The following is an 18,266-nucleotide window of genomic DNA, read 5'->3' as shown; positions in this document are numbered from 1 at the left end:
TCATAGCCGAACCACCTGCCAGTCCGCCGCCGACGACGGCACCGCCGCCCGCTCCACCGCCGGATCGGCGAGCAGCGCGCGGGCCAGCGAGCCCACCGGGAAGGCCGGGGTCGAGGCCGCCAGCACCCGCCCCTCCCCGGTGACCAGCACGGCCTCGCCGGGCAGCGCCCGCAGCGGCGGCACCAGCAGCCGCTCCAGCGCGGCCAGCGGGACGTCCCCCGCCACCACCCCGACGAAGCCCGGGGCCGTCACCGGCCGGGCGCAGCACAGCACGTACCGGTCCGCGCAGAGCAGGTCGACCTGCGGCCCGGCCACCGCCGCCCGCCGCTCGTCCCGGGGCGCGGCGAACCAGGGCAGCACCCGGTAGTCGTAGAACTCGGCGTCCGTCGGGTCGAGTACGAGGCGCAGCCGCCGCTCGCCGGTGCCGCGCGCGCCGCGGTACCACCACTCCACGTGCAGGTCGGCGTCGGCGAGCGCGCCCGGGGCGGCGACCGCGCCGCAACCGAAGTAGGGCGAGCCGGGCCGGTGCAGCAGGTCCCGCACCGGCCCCTGCAGGGCGGCGAGTTCGGCGGCGGCGGGCCGGCGCCCGTCGGCCGCGGCCCGGGTCCAGCAGTCTGCGGCGGCCGCCCGCAGGCCGTCCAGTTCGGCGAGCACCGACTCGACGGCGGCGGCGACGCGACGGGCGCCGGCGCCGACGGTGGCGGGCGGGGCGAGCGTGGTGGTCATGACGGCTCCGGCGGGGATGGGGGTTCCGGGGGCGGCGGCACGGGCGGCCGCGGTCAGCCGTCGTCCGCCAGCTGGAGGTGCCCCCGGACGAGGTGGTGCACGCACGCGACGGTGTGCGCCTCGGCGGCGGCCCGGGCGCCGGTCGCGTCGCCGGCCAGGACCGCGACCAGGATCTCCCGGTGCTGCTCGGCGAACCGTTCCTGGTCGGGGCCGTGCGGGGCGGGCAGCCAGAGCAGCGGGCCGAGTTCGGCCTGGAGCCGGACGGCGAGCTGGGTGAGGCGCACCGACTGGGCCGCGACGGCGAGTTCGATGTGGAAGCGGGCGTCGGCGCGGCGCTGCTCGGCGGGCCCGGCGGCGTCGCGCAGGTCGTGCACCAGCCGGGTGAGCCGGGGGCCGAGGTCGGCGGGGGCGCGTTCGGCGGCGAGCCGGGCGGCGGTGCCGGAGACGGCCAGCTCCTCGTCGCCGAGGTCGCGCAGGTCGACGGTGGCGAGGTCGCGCAGCCGGTCGAGTTGGAGGCGTTCGGAGCCCTCGGCGGGGGTGCGGACGAAGCTGCCGCCGTTTCGGCCGCGCCGGGTCTCGATCAGGTCGGCCTCGCGGAGCAGGGCGAGCGCCTCGCGGACGGTGCCGTTGGCGACGCCGAGTTGGTCGGCGAGGTCGTTCTCGCTGGGCAGTTGGTCCCCGTCGGCGACCAGGCCGAGAGCGATCGCCTCAGTGATCCGGCGGGCCACGGCGTCGGCGCGGCCGAGGTCGGTCAGCGGCGCGAGGACGGCGCTGAGCAGCGGGGTCGCGCTCCCGATGGTCGCCACGCCGGGCCCTCCTCGATCGCCTTGGGACTGGGTGTTTCCGGCAGGGTACCCCTTGGTCGGACGCGCACCCTTGCCGCTAGAAACTCAATCTCGTATGTTTTCCCGCAACCTCGGCCCGCGCATCACCCGAGACCCGAGCGCCACCGAGACCCACGCATCACCCGAAACCCGAGCATCACCCGAGAATCCTCGCGCGTCACGCCACGTTCCCAGGAGCAGGTCATGACCGATGCCAGTGCACGTGCCACCTCCCCGACCGGCCCCCTCCCCCGGCAGGGCCCCGGCCCCGACGCCGACGCGGACCATCTGGCCGCCCTCGGCTACACCTCCGAGTTCAAACGCGACATGAGCCTCTGGGCGAACTTCTCCCTCGGCTTCACCTATCTCTCCCCGGTCGTGGGGGTGTACACACTCTTCGCCTCCTCCCTCGCGACCGCCGGCCCGCCGATGGTGTGGAGCTTCCTGATCGCCGGCGTCGGCCAGCTGCTGGTGGCGCTGGTGTTCAGCGAGGTGGTCGCCCAGTTCCCGGTGGCGGGCGGGGTGTACCCGTGGTCGCGCCGGCTCTGGGGCCGCACCTGGGGCTGGCTGACCGGCTGGGTGTACCTGCTCGCGCTGATGTCCACCATCGCGGCGGTCTCCTACGGCGCCGGCCCGTACGTGGCCGCGCTGCTGGGCGTCGAGCCGAGCACCGCGACGACCGTCTGGTGCGCGCTCGGCCTGCTGCTGCTCGCCACCGTGATCAACCTGGGCGGCACCAAGGTGCTGTCGGCGGCGGCCGTGTTCGGCTTCGCCGCCGAGCTGCTGGGCGCCCTCGCGGTCGGCGCCTGGCTGATGCTGACCCACCGTTACCACGGGCTCGGCGTGGTCTTCGACCGCTTCGGCGCGGGCGAGGGCGGCTCGTACACCGATGCCTTCCTGGCCGCCGGGCTGATCGCGGTCTTCCTCTTCTTCGGCTTCGAGGCCTGCGGCGACGTCGCCGAGGAGGTGCCGAACCCAGGTCGACAGATCCCCAAGTCGATGCGGCGCACCATCTACGTCGGCGGCGCGGCGGCGATCGGCGTCAGCCTGGCGCTGGTCATGTCGATCCGGGACATCGGCGCGGTCGTGTCCGGCGACGACAAGGACCCGGTGGCCGCCGTGCTGCACGACGCGTTCGGCCCCACCGGCGCCCGGGTGGTGATCGGCGTGGTGCTGATCTCCTTCCTGTCCTGTGTGCTGAGCCTCCAGGCCGCGGCGAGCCGGCTGACGTACTCCTTCGCCCGGGACCGGATGATCGTGGGCAGCCGGCTGCTCGCCACCGTCTCGGACCGGCTGCGGGTGCCGCCGTACGCCCTGCTGCTCGCGGCGGCGCTGCCCGGTGTGATCATCGTCGGCGCCTCGGCGCTCTCCGAGGGCGCCCTGACGAAGATCATCTCCTTCTCCAGCATCGGCATCTACCTCGCCTTCCAGATGGTGGTGCTGGCCGCGCTGCGGGCCCGGCTGCGCGGCTGGCGCCCGAGCGGGGACTTCCGGCTGGGCCGCTGGGGCCTGGCGGTGAACATCGGCGCACTGGTGTACGGCGTGGCCGCGATCATCAACATCTGCTGGGGCCGCACCCCGGACGCCGCCTGGTACGACAACTACCTCGTGCTGCTCTCGGCGGTGGTGGTGCTCGCGGCCGGCGGGCTCTACCTGCTGCTGGCCCGCCCGCACCTGCGCAGCGACGCCCCGTCCGGCGACGCGGTCGCCGCCACCGGCGCGGTGGAGGACGCGTGACGGGCCTCCCCCTCGCCGGCATCCTGGTCGCCGACTTCGGCCGCGTCCTCGCCGCGCCGTACCTGACCATGCTGCTCGCCGACCTCGGCGCCGACGTGATCAAGGTCGAGCAGCCGGGCACCGGGGACGACACCCGCTCCTGGGGCCCGCCGCACGCCCAGGGCGAGGCCACCTACTTCCTCTCGGTGAACCGCAACAAGCGCTCCCTCACCCTCGACCTGCGCGACCCGGCCGACCACGCCCGCGCCGTCGAACTGGTGCGCCGCGCCGACGTCCTGGTGGAGAACTTCCGCCCCGGCACGATGGACCGCCACGGCCTCGGACACGAACGGGCCCGGGTGCTCAACCCCGGGCTCGTCTACTGCTCGATCACCGGTTTCGGCGCCGGACCGGGCGCCGCGCTGCCCGGCTACGACCTGCTGGTGCAGGCGGTCGGCGGCCTGATGTCGGTGACCGGCCCGGCCCCGGGCGAGCCGGTGAAGACGGGCGTCGCACTGGTGGACGTGCTGACCGGGCTGCACGCGGCGGTCGGCGTCCTGGCCGCGCTGCGCGAACGGGAGGCCACCGGGCAGGGCCAGCTGGTGGAGCTGAACCTGCTCTCCACCCTGCTGTCCGGCCTGGTCAACCAGTCCGCCGGGTACATCCTGGCCGGCACGGTGCCCGGCATCCTCGGCAACCGCCACCCCTCCATCGCCCCGTACGAGGTGTTCACCGCCGCCGACCGCCCGCTGGTCGTCGCGGTCGGCAACGACCGGCAGTTCGCCGCCCTCTGCCGGGGCCTGGACGCCCCCGCCCTCGCCACCGACCCCCGGTTCGCCACCAACAGCGACCGGGTCGAGCACGTCGACGCGCTCCGCACCGAACTCACCGCCCGGCTCGAACGCCGCACCGCCGCCGAGTGGTTCGCCGTGCTCACCCCGCTCGGCGTGCCCTGCGGCCCGGTCAACGACCTGGCCGGCGCCTTCGCCCTCGCCGACTCCCTCGGCCTCGCTCCCCGGGCCACCCTGCCCGGCCCCGACGGCCGCCCGCTCGCCCTGGTCGCCAACCCCATCGGCCTCTCCCGCACTCCGCCCCGCTACCACCTGCCCCCGCCCCGGCTCGGCGAGCACACCGCCGAACTGACCGCCTGGCTCGACACCGAGGACCCCGGCCGGCGCCCCGGCGGCCCCGCCGCACGGCCCGGGACCCCGGCCGCACGGCCCGACCGCCCCGGCGGGCAGCCCACACGCCCCGACCGGCACCCCGAGGACCACCCATGAGCACCCGCACCACTCCCCTCGCCGACCCGCTCGACCTGATCGACCTCGCCGCCGTACTGACCGACGAGGAGCGCGACATCCAGGCCACCGTGGCCACGTTCCTGGCCGACCGGGTCCGCCCGCACCTGGCCGAGTGGTTCGAGAACGCCCACTTCGCCCGCGAACTCGCCCCCGAACTGGGCGCGTTGGGCCTGATCGGCATGCATCTGGACGGCTACGGCTGCGCCGGCACCAACGCCGTCTCCTACGGCCTGGCCTGCCTCGAACTGGAGGCCGCCGACTCCGGCTTCCGCAGCTTCGTCTCCGTCCAGGGCTCGCTCGCGATGTACTCGATCCACCGGTGGGGCTCGGAGGATCAGAAGCAGGAGTGGCTGCCCCGGCTCGCCGCCGGCACCGCGATCGGCTGAGTCGGTGCTGACCTACGAGGGCACCAGCGAGATCCACACCCTGGTGATCGGCCAGGCGCTCACCGGGCAGGCGGCGTACCGGTAGACGCGAACGGGCCCGCGCCCGGCTTGTCCAGAGCCGGGCGCGGGCCGCCGATCCCCACCCGGCGCCGATGCCCTCGGCCCGGGTGAAGCTGCCCGTGCGGTGCGGTCAGACCGCGACCGCCTCCTCCAGCTCCTCCTCGGCCTCCGCCGGGGCCTCCACCGGCCGGCGCCCGCGCCCCTCGTACAGCGCGGCGGCCACCAGCGCGGCGCCGCCCAGCAGCAACCAGACCACCAGCGTCAGGACGTGCCCGCCGAGGCCCGCGCCGCCGCCGAAGTACAGGATGCTGCGCGCGCCTTCCAGGAAGCCGGCGCCGGTCCAGAAGCCGTGCAGGGCGCCGAAGAAGCCATTCTGCAGCTCGGGCCGGAAGACGCCGCCGGAGCTGGTGAAGTTCAGCATCACGAACAGCACCATCAGGGCCAGCGTGGTCCACTTCTTCAGGAAGGTGTGCAGGCCGATGCCGATCAGGACCACGCCCGCCGAGTAGAGCCAGCCGAGCGCCCACACCGCGGCCAGGTCGTGGTCGACCACGTGGAAGACCGGCCCGGCGGTGACAGCCCCGATCACACTCACCACCAGCGACACCGCCACACCCACCAGCGCCCGGATCCGCAGGCTCAGCCCGGCGCCGGCCGCGCCGATCGCGGCGACGCTCGCGTAGGAGCCGATGCTCAGCGCGACCAGCAGGAAGAACAGGCCCTGACCGGTCGGGTCACCCTCGGCCGGCGTGGTGAGGTCGGTGACGTGCAGCGGGACGCCCTGCCGGTCGGTGACGTCGGTGAACACCGCCGTGGCGGCCACCACCGAGGTGTCCGAGTTCCCCTTGGCGACGAGCAGTTCAGGGCTCCTGGCGTCCGGGACGAAGGCCCCGACCAGGTCGCGGTCGCGCAGCTGCCGCTCGGCGGCCGTCCGGTCGGGCAGGGTGCGGACGTCGAGCGCGTCCCCGGCCTTGGCCCGGATCGCCTCCGCCAGGCCGTGCGCCTGCGGGGTCGTGCCGACGACGGCGACCTTCAGGTGGTGCGGCTCGGGCTGGTGGAAGGCACCCTGGTAGGCGAGCGCCATGCCGAGGCACATCAGCAGCGGGGTGATCAGGTGGATGGCGAGGTGCTTGAGCGAGTGCCCCAGGATGGGCGCTGCGGCGGAAGTCTGGGGTGTGCTCATGGCGTTCGTACGGTCCTCCGGTGGCATCAGTAGATCGGGTGTCATATACAACCATTGTGGGTGGTAAATGCAACCATCTATGGATGCAGCTTACAACCATCCGACGCCGATCGAAAGCCGGTCCCCGTGGCCGGGGCCCAGAGCGAGCAGTCCGAACCCCCGGAGCGGACCGGAGCAGGCAGCCCGAGCCCGGCACCCGCAGCCCGGGCCTCAGGACAGCTCGAACACCCCGTACCCGAAGCCCTCCGCCCGCAGTTCCCCGTCCGCCACCCGCACGCCCTGCACCTCCAGCGGGCGCACACCGCCCCACTCCAGCCGCACCGACCCCGGCTCCCGGCGCGGGTTGACCGCCACCAGGTACCGCCCGGCCCGGGTGTACACCAGCGGGTACCCGGCGTTGCGGACCTCGACCCCGCCGGTCGCGCCCAGTCCCGGGTGCGCGCGGCGCAGCACGATCAGCCGCCGGACGGTGTGCAGCAGCGAGGTCGGGTCGGCCCGCTGGGAGAGCACGTCCGGCCGCCGCGGGTCCGGGTCCACGGGCAGGTAGAGGCGCTCGGGCGGCGCACTGGAGAAACCCGCCGTCGGTCCGGGCTCCCACTGCATCGGGGTCCGCGAGCCGGCCCGGTTGTACCGCGGGCCGAGCACGCTGCCCTCGACGTCGGGCAGCCCGGGCAGGTAGCGCATGCCGATCTCGTCGCCGTAGTAGACGGCCGGCAGGGTGGGCCAGGTGAGCTGGAACGCGAAGGCGGCGGCCAGCTGTTCGGCGGTGCGCGGGCCGGTGGCCAGCCGGGAGAAGTCGTGGTTGGCGGTCGGGAGGGCGATGTGGCCGCTGCCCTCGGTCAGTTCGGCGGCGGAGCGCCAGGCGTCCAGGAACACCTGCGGGGTACCGCGCCCCTCGGCCTCGAAGTAGCACGGGCCCTGGTGCCAGAACTCCTCGACGGTGCCGCCGCCGTTGTTCCAGAGCGAGCGCAGCGGCAGGCCGTGGTCGGCGCCGCCGAACTGCAGGAAGAAGTCCGCGTGGAAGCCCGCCGCGACGGCGGCCGCCGGATCGCCCCACTCGGCGAACAGGGCGGCCTGCGGGTGGGCGCGGTCCAGCCAGTCCCGCAGGCCGGTCCACAGCTTGGCGGTCTCCACCAGGCCCGGGTCGTCCTTGACCAGCGAGGACGCCATGTCCACCCGGAAGCCGGCCAGCCCGAGGCCGAGCCAGTGCGCCATGATCTCGCGCAGCGCCGCCCGGTTGGCGCGCGGGCCCTCGGCGTCCACCGGCTGGCGCCAGGGCTCCTCGGAACTGCCACGTGCGTAGCCGAAGTTGAGCGCCGGCTGGCAGTCGAAGAAGTTCGGCCGGTAGCAGCCGGGGCGGCTGCCGGGCGAGGCGACGAAGCCCTCCACCGGGCGCTCGGACCAGATGTACCGGTGGTCGGCCGGATCCTCGGCGGCGGCCAGGAACCAGGGGTGGCGGTCGGAGGTGTGGCCGGCGACCAGGTCGAGCAGGATCCGGATGCCCTTGCGGCGGGCGGCCTCGACCAGCGCGACCAGGTCCTCGGTGGTGCCGTAGCGCGGGGCGGGGGCGAGGTAGTCGGTGACGTCGTAGCCCGCGTCGCGGAACGGCGAGGCGAAACAGGGGTTGAGCCAGACGGTGTCGACGCCGAGCCAGGCGAGGTGGTCGAGGTGCTCGGCGATGCCCGCGAAGTCGCCGATGCCGTCGCCGTCGGAGTCCGCGAAGGTCTGCGGGTAGATCTGGTACAGGACGGCGTCGGCCAGCCAGTCGGGGCCGGGGCGGGTCGAGGTCATGGGGTGGGTCCTCCTGCCGGATCCGGGGCCGGGGAGCACGATTCTCGCCCATCCCCGGCCATCCCGACAGCCCACCGCCCACTGCCCACTGCCCACTGCCCACTGCCCACTGCCCACTGCCGCTACCAGCTGTCGCGACCCCGATCCCGACCGCAGCGACCGCCTCAGACCCGGGCGGCGGCGCACGCCTCGGTGAACGCCCGGGCCCGCCGGGTGATCTCCGCCCAGTCCCCCGCCGCGACCGCGTCCGGCGGCACCACGTCCGTCCCCGCGCAGACCGCGAGCGCGCCGTGCGCCAGGAACTCCGCGGCGTTGCCCGCGTTCACGCCGCCGGACGCCACCAGCGGGACGTCCGGGTACGGGCCGCGCAGATCCCTGAAGTAGCCGGGGCCGAACGCCCGGGCCGGGAAGATCTTCACGGCGGCGGCGCCGAGGTCCACCGCCCGGGCCACCTCGGTCGGGGTGAGCGCCCCGAGCACCACCGGCACGTCGGCGGCCCGGGCGGCCTCCGCGACCTCGGGCCGGCAACCGGGGGTGACCAGGAAGGAGGCCCCGGCGGCGATCCCGCGCCCGGCCTGCTCGGCGGTCAGCACGGTACCGACGCCGACCCGCCAGCCCGCCTCGGCGGCGCGTAGCAGATGGTGCGTCACATCTGGTGTGGTGTAGGTGAATTCGGTCCAGTTGATGCCACCCTCGGCGAGCGCGGCGCACAGCGCGGCCGCGTCCGGGATCCGGGGCGCGCGGACCACGGCGATCACCGGGTCATCGGTCAGGGCGGAAAGCGGGTTCTCGGCGGGCGGATGCACGGCGGCGGGATTCACAGGGCTCGGGTTCCTCGGTCGGTGCGGCGCAGGGCGCGCCCGGGCCGGGCGCCCGTGGTGCGGCCCTGCCGGACGACGGCGGTGCCGTTGACGTACACGTGCTCGATGCCCTCGGCGGGCAGCCGGGGGTGCTCGAAGGTGGCGGCGTCCCGGACCTGTCCGGGGTCGAGGAGCACCAGGTCGGCGTGGTGGCCGGGGGCGATCCGGCCGCGCCGGTGCAGTCCGAGCCGGGCGGCGGGCCTGCCGGTCATTCGGGCGACCGTCTCCTCCAGCGTCAGCACGCCCAAATCCCGGCTGTAGTGGCCGAGATAGCGGGGGAAGGTGCCCCAGGCACGCGGGTGCGGCCGGGCTCCGACCAGCAGTCCGTCGCTGCCGACGGTGTGCGCCGGGTGGCGCATGATCGCCCGGACGTTCTCCTCGTGCCCGACGTGCTGGAGGATCGTGGTGGCCAGTTCGTCGCGGCGCAGCAGGTCGAGGAAGACCTCCGTCCCGCTTCGCCCCCGCTCGGCGGCGAGTTCGGCGACGGTCCGGCCGACCGTCGCCGCCAGCTCCGCCGCGCGGACGCCCGAGATCTGGATCGTCGCCCAGTCGGTGACCACGCCGTGGCAGCCGTCGCTGCCCTGCTCCTCCACGTCGTAGCGGATCCGCTCGCGGGCCGCCGGGTCGGCGAGCCGGGTGAGCGTCGCCGCCGGGCCGCCCTCGGTGGCCCAACTCGGCAGCAGGGCGGCCAGGGTGGTGGAGCCGGGCAGGTAGGGGTAGCTGTCCAGGGTGAGGTCGACGCCGTCGGCGAGCGCCTCGTCGACCAGCTCCAGCAGTTCGCCGGCGCGGCCCCGGTTGACGCCGAAGTTCATCGTGGCGTGGGTCAGGTGCAGCGCGCAGCCGGTCCGCCGGGCGATCTCCACCATCTCCGCGTATCCCTCCAACGCGCCGGCGCCGTAGGAGCGTTGGTGCGGTGCGTGGAAGCCGCCGTAGGCCGCGACCACGGTGCACAGCTCGACCAGCTCGGCGGTGTCCGCGTACATCCCGGGGGTGTAGCTGAGGCCGCTGGACATGCCGACCGCGCCGTCCAGCAGGCCCTGCGCCAACTGCTGGCGCATCCGATCGAGTTCGGCCGGGGCGGGCGGCCGGTTCGCCCAGCCCATGGCGAGCATCCGCAGCGAGCCGTGCGGGACGAGGTAGCAGGCGTTGACGGCGACGCCGGTGCGGTCGATCCGGTCCAGGTAGCCGGCGACGCCGCGCCAGTCCCAGTCGAAGCCCTCCGGATCCCCGTTCCAGCCGGCCAGTTGGCGGCGCAGCGCGAGCAGCGTGGTGTCGTCGACCGGGGCGTAGGACAGGCCGTCCTGGCCGAGGACCTCGCAGGTGACGCCCTGGGTGACCTTGGCCGGGTGCTCGGGTTCGAGCAGCAGGGCGAGGTCGGAGTGGGCGTGCATGTCGATGAAGCCGGGGGTGAGGACCAGACCGTCCGCGTCCACCACCCGGGGTGCGCCGAGGCCCCGGCCGATCTCGGTGATCAGGCCGTCGGCGATCCGCACGTCCGCCCGGTAGCGGTCCGCGCCGGTGCCGTCGACCACCGTGGCGCCCCGGAAGACCACGGCGTCCCCGGCACCCTCAAGGCCTCCAGCGCCCCCGACGCCCACTCGCCCCGCCCTGCCGCCCGCCATCAGAAGAACGTCCTGACCAGCCCGGTGACCTTCGGCTCGGCCGCGTCGGCGGAGTCCAGCACCGGGATCGCCGTCCACTTGTCGAAGGCCGTGCACGGGTGCGAGACGCCGACCCGCACCACCGCGCCGACCGGGGCGAGGTCGCCCGCGTCGCGCAGGAAGGCGTGCTGGTCGTTGAGCGCGGTGATCCGGGCCGCCGTCCCGGTCAACTCCGCGCCACCGCGCACGCGTTGCGGCTCGGGCAGGCCCTCGTCGAAGGGCAGGTCGCGCTTGCCGGCGTCCAGCAGCGCCAGCTGCGGCTCGGGCCGGGACACCACCCGCGCCCAGCCGTGCAGCGCACTGCGGAACGGCGCGTCGCCGGCGCCCCGGACCAGCGGGGAGATGCCCCGGTAGAAGCCGTCGTCGTGGGCGATGTACGCGCCCGAGCGCAGGACCACGAACGCCTCCGGCAGTCCTGTCAGTTCCTCGACGACCAGGTCGAAGTAGGCGCTGCCGCCGGCCGTCACCACCGGCTGGGCGTCGCCCGGGTAGGCGCGGGCGAGCCGGCCGTGCAGTTCGGCGAGCGTCCTCAGGTAGCCGCGGACGGTGTCCAGCCCGCCGACGGACGCGTCGTGGGCGAGTGCGCCCTCGTACCCGCCGACGCCCGCGAGGCGCAGGGTGGGGGCGCGCAGGACGGCGGCGGCGACCTCGACGGCCGCGTCCACCCCGCGGGCACCGGTCCGCCCGCCGGGGCCGCCGAGTTCGATCAGGACCTCGACCGGTCGCTCGGCCCCGGCGGCGCGCAGCGCCTCGTCCATCAGCCGGACGCTCTCGGTGGAGTCCACCCAGGAGACGAAGGCGAAGGCCGGGTCGGCGGCCAGCTCGGCGGCGAGCCAGGCCAGTCCGGCCGGGTCGAGCAGGGTGTTGGCGAGCAGGATCCGCTCGACCCCGAAGGCCCGGGCGACCCGCACCTGCGGCAGGTTGGCGAGGGTGATGCCGTGGCTGCCGGCGACGAGCTGCGCCTGCCACAGGGCGGGCGCCATGGTGGTCTTGCCGTGCGGCACGAGCGCGACCCCGGCCTTGGCGCACCAGTCGGCCATGGTGCGGATGTTGTGGTCGAGCGCGGCGCCGTCCAGGGTGAGCAGCGGGGTGCTCAGCCCGGCGAGGGTGGGCCCGGTGGCCAGCCAGTCCCGGACCGAGCGCCCCTGCGTGGCGCCGTCCGGGCGCCCCACCGAGGAGGCGTCCGGCGGGACGGCCTTGAACCGCCAGTCGAGCGTCTCGTCGGCGAGGCCCGCCACCGCGCCGCCGTCGATGCCCGGCCCGGTGCCGATGCTTGCGAAGGTCTGCTCCACCGTCTTCCTCCATCTGCCATATTGCAACATGTGCAATGAGGGTTGCACATGTTGGCATCACGGTTCTAGCATCGGCGCCGGATCACGGTCAACGGAACGGCCGCCGCAGACGAGGAGCCCAGCAGATGCCGCGACAGGACACCCCGGGCCCGACCCGACCCGGTCCTTCCCCGACGGCCGTGTGCGTGGGCGAGTCCATGGCGGTGCTGCTGCCGGACCGGCCGGGCCCGCTGGAGGCGGTGGAGAACTTCCGGCTGTCGGTCGGCGGTGCGGAGTCCAACGTGGCCGTCGCGCTGGCCGCACTCGGCGTGCCGACCGCCTGGATCAGCCGGGTCGGCGACGACGGCTTCGGCCGCCGGCTGCTCGACGAGGTCGCCGCCCGCGGTGTGGACGTCTCGGCGGTCGCCGTCGACCCGCACCGCCCCACCGGCGTCTACCTCAAGGAGGTCGGCGGCGCCACCGGCCACCGCCACGACCTCGGCCCCGGCCGGAGCCGGCTGCACTACCACCGGCGCGGCTCCGCGGCCGCCGCGCTCTCCCCCGCCCTGCTGGCCGACCCGGCCGCCGCCCGACTGCTGGCCGACGCCCGCCTCCTGCACCTGTCCGGCATCACCGCCGCGCTCTCCGACGACTGCCTGGCCCTGCTGCGCGCCCTGCTCGCCGAGCGCCGCCCGGGGCGGATCGTCAGCTTCGACCTCAACTGGCGCCCCGCACTCTGGCACGACCGCGACCCGGCCGTCCTGCCGCCACTGCTGGACGCCGCCGACCTGCTGCTGCTCGGCGCCGACGAGGCCGAGGCCGCCTTCGGCACCGGGGACCCGGCCGCGCTGCGCCGCCGCTTCCCCAGCCCCGCCACCGTGGTGGTCAAGGACGCCGCCCGGCTGGTCACCGCCCTGGAGCGGGACGGTACGGCGGTGGCCGAGCCCGCCCTGGCCGTCGACGTGGTCGAGGCCACCGGCGCGGGCGACGCCTTCGCCGCCGGGTACCTGGCCGGCACCGTCCACGGCCTGGACCAGCGCCGCCGGCTGCGGCTCGGCCACCTGAGCGCCGCCTGCGCGCTGACCGCCCACGGCGACCAGGCCGAGCTGCCGTCCGCCGCCGTGGTGGCCGCGCTGCTCGACGCCTCGCCCGCCGACTGGGCCGCCACCCGGGTCTCGGCGACGGGCATCACCGGCCCGGCCGTCCCCGCGGAGCGGTCCCACGACGCCCTGCGGGCCCGGGCACAATGAGCACGAACCCGAGCCCGAACGACCCCGGCGGAGCACGATGAGCCAGACCGTCACCCGCGCCCTGCGCATCCTCGCCGAGCTCGGCGGAGGAGAGCGCTCCCTCGACCAGCTGGCCGAGGTGCTCGGCGTCCACAAGACGACCGTGCTCCGACTGCTCCAGAGCCTGGAGGAGGAACGGTTCGTCTACCGCGACGCCGCCTACCGCTACCACCTGGGCGCCGGCCTGTTCGCCCTGTCCGGCCTCGCCCTGGAGCAGCGCGGCGTGCGACGGATCGCCGCCCCGCACCTGGCCGAGCTGAACGCCGCCACCGGCCAGACCGTGCACCTGGCCGCGTACGAGGGCGGCGAGGTCGTCTACATCGACAAGTTCGACTCCCGGCACCCGGTCAGGATGTACTCCCGGATCGGCCTGCGCGCCGCCCTGCACAGCGCCGCCGTCTCCAAGGTGCTGCTCGCCGACCTGCCGCTGCCCGAACGCCGCCGGGTGGTGGCCGGGATCGACTTCACCCCGCACACCCCGCGCACCCTCAGTTCGCCCGAGGCGCTGCTCGCCGAGTTGGAGAAGGTCGCCGCCCAGGGCTGGGCGCAGGACCACGCCGAGCACGAGGCGTTCATCAACTGCGTGGCCGCGCCGATCCGGGACAGCAGCGGCCGGGTGGTCGCCGCCGCGTCCATCTCCGTCCCGGACGTCGTCCTCCCCTACGAGCAGGTGCTGGACCTCCTCCCGCAGCTGCTCGCCACCACCCGCAGCATCTCCGCCGACTGCGGTTGCCCGGAACAGAACTGATCCACCGTCAGAACGTAAGGAAGCTCATGAGCGACAAGACCGAGATCCGCACCGACGGCGCTCCCGCCCCCGCCTGGATGTTCTCCCAGGGCGTCCGCAAGGGCCCGATCCTGCAGGTCTCCGGCCAGGGCCCGCAGGACCCGGCGACCGGCGAGTACCTCCACCACGGCGACGTGAAGGCGCAGACCCGGCGCACGCTGGAGAACGTCAAGGCGATCGTCGAGGCCGGCGGCGCCACCATCGAGGACGTGGTGATGTTCCGCGTCTACCTCACCAAGCGGGCCGACTTCCCGCTGATGAACGAGGTGTACGCCGAGTTCATCGAGGAGAACGTCAAGCCCGGCGGTGTGAAGCCCTGCCGCACCACGATCTTCGTCGAGCTGCCGCAGGAGCCGATGCTGGTCGAGATCGACGCCCAGGCCGTCGTCGCCTGAGCCCCGCGACCGACGGGCAGTCGCACTCGCCCCGCGACCGACGAACGGTCGCACGAGTCCCACGGCCGGCAAGGCGCCTGAACCGCATGACCGACGCAAGGGCCCGGACGCACCCCCGACGTCCGGGCCCTTCGCCGTGCCCCGCGCTCACCGCCCCACGGGCACGCCCTGCTCGACCGCCGCGCCCGAGTGCGCCACGATCCGCCCCTCGCCCGCCGCGCCGCCGCGCCGGTCCAGCGCCGCGGAGAACACCGTCACGCCGAGGGCGACGACGGTCAGCAGCCCGCCCACCCAGTTCGGCGCGGCGTAGCCGAGGCCGGCCGAGATGACCAGCCCGCCGAGCCAGGCGGCCAGCGCGTTGCCCAGGTTGAACGCGGCGATGTTGGCGGCCGAGGCCAGCGTCGGCGCGCCGGCCGCCTGGTCCATGACCCGCTTCTGCAGCGGCGCGACGGTCGCGAAGCCGAACAGCCCGATCAGCGGGATGGTGACGATCGCGGCCACCTTGCTGTGCGCGGCGAAGGTGAAGGCGAACAGCAGCGCCGCGAGCACCGCGAGGATCACGGTGAGGCTGCGCATCAGCGCGCGGTCGGCGAACCAGCCGCCCAGCAGGTTGCCGACGAACAGTCCGACGCCGAACAGGAAGAGCAGCCAGGTGACGCTGCTCGGGGCGAAGCCGGCCAGTTCGGTCATCATCGGCGTGATGTAGGTGAACATCGCGAAGATGCCGCCCCAGCCGAGCACGGTCATGGCGAGCGCCGACCAGAGCCGCAGGGTCCGGAAGGCGGCCAGCTCGGCGCCGAGCCGGGCGGCCTCGGCCCGTGGCTGGACGGGCACCAGCGCCGCGATCCCGGCGAGGCCGACCAGGCCGAGCCCGGCGACGACGTAGAAGGTGGAGCGCCAGCCGAAGTGCTGGCCGAGCAGCGTGCCCATCGGGACGCCGAGCACGTTGGCGGCGGTGAGGCCGGTGAACATCAGGGCGATCGCACCGGCCCGCTTGTGCGGGGCGACCAGGTCGGCGGCGACCACCGAGCCGATGCCGAAGAACGCGCCGTGCGCGAAGGCGCTGACGATCCGCCCGACCATCAGCAGCCCGAAGGCGGGCGCTACGGCCGCGATCAGGTTGCCCACCACGAACAGGCCCATCAACGTCAGCAGCATGCCCTTGCGGGGTGCCCGGGTGCCGAGGATGGTGAGCAGCGGTCCGCCGATCACGACGCCGAGCGCGTAGCCCGAGATGAGCAGGCCGGCGGTGGGGATGGAGACCGAGAAGTCGCCGGCGACCTCGGGCAGCAGGCCCATGATCACGAACTCGGTGGTGCCGATGCCGAAGGCGCTGATCGCCAGTGCCAGGAGCGCGAGGGGCATGAGGGACCGCTTTCCGTAGAGATATCTTTGCGCGTGCAACTACCAGCGTCGACAATACGGAGGTTCACAGATGCTTGCAAGCGCTGCCTATCTCCAGCGACAGCAACCCGACGACGGCCCCGACACGCCACTTGCCACACCCCTCGGCAGACATTAGGTTAGGCTCACCTAACCTAATGGAGGTCCATCATGAGCCCGTCCGCCCGCGACGCCGAGGTGCCCGAGCCCACCACCGCCGAACGGGTCCACAGCCTGCTCAGCGCGACCTCCTCGCTCACCGTCCGCGCCTGCGGCGAGCACCACGACCTGGAGAGCCCGGTCTCCGTCCACGACTCCCGACTGCGCCTGCGCGCCCCACTGGGCACCCCGCTCACCACCGCCGCCGCCGGCGCCACCGAGGGGCTCGCGGTCGTCCTGGACGTCACCGACATCGCCCCCGTCGCCGTCCGCGACCGGGTCCGCGCCCGCCTCACACTGGCCGGCCGGCTGCACCTGGCCCACCTCGCCGACGACGGCCTGAGCGTCCACCTGCGCGTGGACGTCGCCCACGCCGTCCTCGCCACCCCGTACGGCACCGGCGCGCTCACCGCCGACGACCTCGCCCTCGCCACGCCCGACCCGCTGGCCCGCTACGAGGCCGCCATGCTCACCCACCTCGCCGACGACCACGCCGACGCCCTCGCCGTCCTCACCCGCCTGCTCGACCCGGACCTGCTCGCCCAGCACCCGGACGTCCGCCCGCTCGCCCTGGACCGCCACGGCCTGGTGCTGCGCCTGGACCACCCGCACGGCCACCGCGACGTCCGCCTGGTCTTCCCCGAACCGGCCGCCGACACCGAGGACTTCGGCCACCGGATGCACCAGCTGCTGACCGCCACCCAGCACGGCCTGCCCGCCCACCGGATCTGAACCAGCAGACCGACATTCTGACGTACCGTCAATTCCGCTCGACGGCGGCCTCCTCCAGGATCACCCGCCCCATCCGCGCGTACCGCTCGGGGCTGCGCCGACGCATGGTGAGCGCCAGCACGATCCCGCCCACGAAGGCCCCGATCACCAGGTACGGGATCAGCCGGAACAGCAGCGTCCCGGCGGCCGCCCCGGCCGCGGTGTCCTTGTTGAGCACGAGCAGCGCCACCACCCCGGCCATCGCCACCCCGCCCAGCAGCGGTGCCACCAGCGTGCGGAACCAGTGCTTGGTCTCCGGGTGCCTGCCCTGCACGTGGAAGTACCCCACCACGGCGAAGGAGCAGAGCGTCTGCACGATCAGGATCGCCATCGTGCCGAGCAGCGCGAGCAGCGTGTACAGGTGCGCGTACGGATCCATCCCCGCCACCAGGAACGCCGCCACCAGCGCGCCCGCGATCCCCGACTGCACCACCGAGGCGACGTGCGGCGAGCCGTACCTCGGGTGGGTGCGGCCGAGCGCCGGGAGCAGGAACCCCTCCCGCCCGATCGCGTACAGGTAGCGGGCCGCACACTGGTGGAAGGCCATCGCGCAGGCGAACGAACCGGTGACGACCAGCCATTGGAACACCTTCACCGCCCAGGCCCCGAGGTACGCGCCCAGCGGGTCGAGGAACAGGCTGTTCCCGTCCTTGCCCGGCACCGCGCCGCTCGCCACGTCGATCGCGTGCCGAACCCCGTTGCCGGACACGATCATCCAGGACACGAACACGTAGAACAGCCCGACCCCGACCACCGAGACCAGGGTCGCCCGCGGCACCACCCGCTTCGGGTCCCGGGACTCCTCGCCGTACATCGCGGTCGACTCGAAGCCCACCCAGGAGCAGAACGCGAAGAACAGGCCGAGGCCCGCCGCCGCAGCGCCCGAACCCCCCACCCCCGTCAGCGCGTTCAGCGGGTTCACCGCCTCGCCGACGATGCCGTCCGGCCCGCCGCCGCCCACCAGCACGGCCAGCGCGACCGCGCCCAGCACCCCGATCTCCAGCACCAGCGCGACCCCGAGCAGCCCCGCCGTCAGATGCAGGTCGAACCAGGCCATCACCCCGATCACCACCAGCCCGAACAGCGCGTACCAGCCCCACCCCAGGTCCACCCCGAGCTGCGAACGGACCAGTCCGCGCAGCGAGTAGGCGAAGAAGCCGATGACCGAGGCCTCGAACACGATGTACGCGAGCACCGCGAGCAGCCCCGAGGCCATCCCGGCGACCCGGCCGAGCCCGTGCGAGATGTACCCGTAGAACGCCCCGGCCGCGGTGATGTGCCGGGCCATCGCCACGTACCCGACCGAGAACACCGTGAGCACCACGGTCGCCAGGACGTACGCGGCGGGCGCGCCGACGCCGTTGCCCTGCCCGACGACGATCGGCAGGTTGCCGGTCATCGCGGTGATCGGGGCGGCGGTGGCGATCGCCATGAACACCACGCCCACCAGGCCGACCGAGTCCGCCTTCAGCCGGTCGACCCCGCCTCCCCCGGTCTGCCCGTCGACCGTTTCCCCGCTCCGGACGGCCATCCGTCCTCCTCCGCGCGCCATGGCTCCACCGCCCGCCGAACCGCCGGGCGCCGACTGCCCGACAGCATCGGGGCGCGGCGAGAGGCCTCGCAAGAACAGATCGTCGGACCGGTCGCGGGCAGGTTGACGCCCTGTTCGGTTCCACTCACCCGCGCTCGAACGAGCCTGCCCG

The 18,266-nt window shown here is 74.2% G+C and carries 15 protein-coding genes and 1 pseudogene; 7 read left to right on the top strand and 9 right to left on the bottom strand.

Annotated features, from left to right (window positions below; all coding sequences use genetic code 11):
• Together ACIOJE_RS24650 and ACIOJE_RS24645 are read right to left on the bottom strand one after the other, a co-directional pair.
• Positions 1-726: a hypothetical protein gene (locus ACIOJE_RS24650; RefSeq protein WP_400778861.1), complete on the bottom strand. Its 726-nt coding sequence runs from the start codon at positions 724-726 to the stop codon at positions 1-3.
• Between the two features lie 53 nt (positions 727-779).
• Complete coding sequence (locus tag ACIOJE_RS24645; protein ID WP_400778859.1) at positions 780-1,532, bottom strand: FadR/GntR family transcriptional regulator; 753 nt, start codon at positions 1,530-1,532, stop codon at positions 780-782.
• A 222-nt stretch (positions 1,533-1,754) separates the two neighbouring features.
• Here ACIOJE_RS24645 and ACIOJE_RS24640 point away from each other — a divergent pair, with 222 nt between their 5' ends.
• The 3 genes and pseudogenes from ACIOJE_RS24640 to ACIOJE_RS24630 form a co-directional block, all read left to right on the top strand.
• Positions 1,755-3,287 carry an APC family permease gene (locus ACIOJE_RS24640; protein WP_400778857.1) on the top strand — a complete coding sequence of 511 codons (1,533 nt, stop codon included), beginning with the start codon at positions 1,755-1,757 and terminating at the stop codon, positions 3,285-3,287.
• Positions 3,288-3,355: 68 nt separating this feature from the next.
• Positions 3,356-4,546 carry a CaiB/BaiF CoA transferase family protein gene (locus ACIOJE_RS24635; protein ID WP_400779048.1) on the top strand — a complete coding sequence of 397 codons (1,191 nt, stop codon included), beginning with the start codon at positions 3,356-3,358 and terminating at the stop codon, positions 4,544-4,546.
• A pseudogene (locus ACIOJE_RS24630) lies at positions 4,543-4,950 on the top strand (acyl-CoA dehydrogenase family protein); the annotation flags it as partial. The gene ACIOJE_RS24635 and the pseudogene ACIOJE_RS24630, both read left to right, overlap by 4 nt.
• Positions 4,951-5,143: 193 nt before the next feature.
• On the opposite strand, the gene ACIOJE_RS24625 reads toward ACIOJE_RS24630, so the two are convergent.
• From ACIOJE_RS24625 to ACIOJE_RS24605, 5 genes are all read right to left on the bottom strand, one after another.
• On the bottom strand, positions 5,144-6,196 hold the full coding sequence (locus tag ACIOJE_RS24625; RefSeq protein WP_400778855.1) for a hypothetical protein: 1,053 nt from the start codon (positions 6,194-6,196) through the stop codon (positions 5,144-5,146).
• Positions 6,197-6,406: 210 nt separating this feature from the next.
• Positions 6,407-7,987 carry an alpha-amylase family glycosyl hydrolase gene (locus tag ACIOJE_RS24620; RefSeq protein ID WP_400778853.1) on the bottom strand — a complete coding sequence of 527 codons (1,581 nt, stop codon included), beginning with the start codon at positions 7,985-7,987 and terminating at the stop codon, positions 6,407-6,409.
• Positions 7,988-8,151: 164 nt separating this feature from the next.
• A complete protein-coding gene (locus ACIOJE_RS24615) occupies positions 8,152-8,808 on the bottom strand; it encodes a bifunctional 4-hydroxy-2-oxoglutarate aldolase/2-dehydro-3-deoxy-phosphogluconate aldolase (protein ID WP_400778851.1) in 657 nt (218 codons plus the stop codon).
• Positions 8,805-10,469 carry an amidohydrolase family protein gene (locus ACIOJE_RS24610; protein WP_400778849.1) on the bottom strand — a complete coding sequence of 555 codons (1,665 nt, stop codon included), beginning with the start codon at positions 10,467-10,469 and terminating at the stop codon, positions 8,805-8,807. The genes ACIOJE_RS24615 and ACIOJE_RS24610 overlap by 4 nt, the downstream gene beginning before the upstream one ends.
• Entirely contained in the window at positions 10,469-11,800 is a 1,332-nt protein-coding gene (locus ACIOJE_RS24605) for an alanine racemase (protein WP_280684739.1), read from the bottom strand. The genes ACIOJE_RS24610 and ACIOJE_RS24605 overlap by 1 nt, the downstream gene beginning before the upstream one ends.
• Positions 11,801-11,985: 185 nt before the next feature.
• On the opposite strand from ACIOJE_RS24605, the gene ACIOJE_RS24600 reads away from it, so the two are divergent.
• The 3 genes from ACIOJE_RS24600 to ACIOJE_RS24590 are packed head-to-tail and all read left to right on the top strand — an operon-like array spanning position 11,986 to position 14,250.
• Positions 11,986-13,029: a sugar kinase gene (locus tag ACIOJE_RS24600; protein WP_400778846.1), complete on the top strand. Its 1,044-nt coding sequence runs from the start codon at positions 11,986-11,988 to the stop codon at positions 13,027-13,029.
• Positions 13,030-13,066: 37 nt separating this feature from the next.
• Positions 13,067-13,816 carry an IclR family transcriptional regulator gene (locus ACIOJE_RS24595; protein WP_400778844.1) on the top strand — a complete coding sequence of 250 codons (750 nt, stop codon included), beginning with the start codon at positions 13,067-13,069 and terminating at the stop codon, positions 13,814-13,816.
• A gap of 26 nt (positions 13,817-13,842) precedes the next feature.
• Positions 13,843-14,250 carry a RidA family protein gene (locus ACIOJE_RS24590; RefSeq protein WP_280684742.1) on the top strand — a complete coding sequence of 136 codons (408 nt, stop codon included), beginning with the start codon at positions 13,843-13,845 and terminating at the stop codon, positions 14,248-14,250.
• 147 nt (positions 14,251-14,397) lie between these two features.
• Here ACIOJE_RS24590 and ACIOJE_RS24585 read toward each other — a convergent pair whose 3' ends face one another.
• Positions 14,398-15,615, bottom strand: a complete 1,218-nt coding sequence (locus tag ACIOJE_RS24585) for an MFS transporter (RefSeq protein WP_280684743.1) — start codon at positions 15,613-15,615, stop codon at positions 14,398-14,400.
• A gap of 189 nt (positions 15,616-15,804) precedes the next feature.
• On the opposite strand from ACIOJE_RS24585, the gene ACIOJE_RS24580 reads away from it, so the two are divergent.
• Positions 15,805-16,524 (top strand): DUF2470 domain-containing protein, encoded by a 720-nt coding sequence (locus ACIOJE_RS24580; protein ID WP_400778841.1) that lies wholly within the window; start codon positions 15,805-15,807, stop codon positions 16,522-16,524.
• 28 nt (positions 16,525-16,552) lie between these two features.
• Here the strand turns inward: ACIOJE_RS24580 and ACIOJE_RS24575 are convergent, their stop codons facing one another.
• Positions 16,553-18,094: an APC family permease gene (locus ACIOJE_RS24575; RefSeq protein WP_400778839.1), complete on the bottom strand. Its 1,542-nt coding sequence runs from the start codon at positions 18,092-18,094 to the stop codon at positions 16,553-16,555.
• Positions 18,095-18,266 lie beyond the last annotated feature (172 nt).

Source organism: Kitasatospora sp. NPDC087861, from assembly GCF_044742585.1.
Taxonomy (GTDB): Bacteria; Actinomycetota; Actinomycetes; order Streptomycetales; family Streptomycetaceae; genus Kitasatospora.
This window is presented reverse-complemented; position numbering and strand designations above follow the sequence as displayed.

Bases quoted from the DNA above. Each gene is read 5' to 3' on its own strand.
- ACIOJE_RS24650 (WP_400778861.1), bottom strand. From the start codon at position 726: ATGACCACCACGCTCGCCCCGCCCGCCACCGTCGGCGCCGGCGCCCGT.
- ACIOJE_RS24580 (WP_400778841.1), top strand. From the start codon at position 15,805: ATGAGCCCGTCCGCCCGCGACGCCGAGGTGCCCGAGCCCACCACCGCC.
- ACIOJE_RS24640 (WP_400778857.1), top strand. From the start codon at position 1,755: ATGACCGATGCCAGTGCACGTGCCACCTCCCCGACCGGCCCCCTCCCC.
- ACIOJE_RS24585 (WP_280684743.1), bottom strand. From the start codon at position 15,615: ATGCCCCTCGCGCTCCTGGCACTGGCGATCAGCGCCTTCGGCATCGGC.
- ACIOJE_RS24610 (WP_400778849.1), bottom strand. From the start codon at position 10,469: ATGGCGGGCGGCAGGGCGGGGCGAGTGGGCGTCGGGGGCGCTGGAGGC.
- ACIOJE_RS24575 (WP_400778839.1), bottom strand. From the start codon at position 18,094: ATGGCCGTCCGGAGCGGGGAAACGGTCGACGGGCAGACCGGGGGAGGC.
- ACIOJE_RS24590 (WP_280684742.1), top strand. From the start codon at position 13,843: ATGAGCGACAAGACCGAGATCCGCACCGACGGCGCTCCCGCCCCCGCC.
- ACIOJE_RS24620 (WP_400778853.1), bottom strand. From the start codon at position 7,987: ATGACCTCGACCCGCCCCGGCCCCGACTGGCTGGCCGACGCCGTCCTG.
- ACIOJE_RS24635 (WP_400779048.1), top strand. From the start codon at position 3,356: ATGCTGCTCGCCGACCTCGGCGCCGACGTGATCAAGGTCGAGCAGCCG.
- ACIOJE_RS24595 (WP_400778844.1), top strand. From the start codon at position 13,067: ATGAGCCAGACCGTCACCCGCGCCCTGCGCATCCTCGCCGAGCTCGGC.
- ACIOJE_RS24625 (WP_400778855.1), bottom strand. From the start codon at position 6,196: ATGAGCACACCCCAGACTTCCGCCGCAGCGCCCATCCTGGGGCACTCG.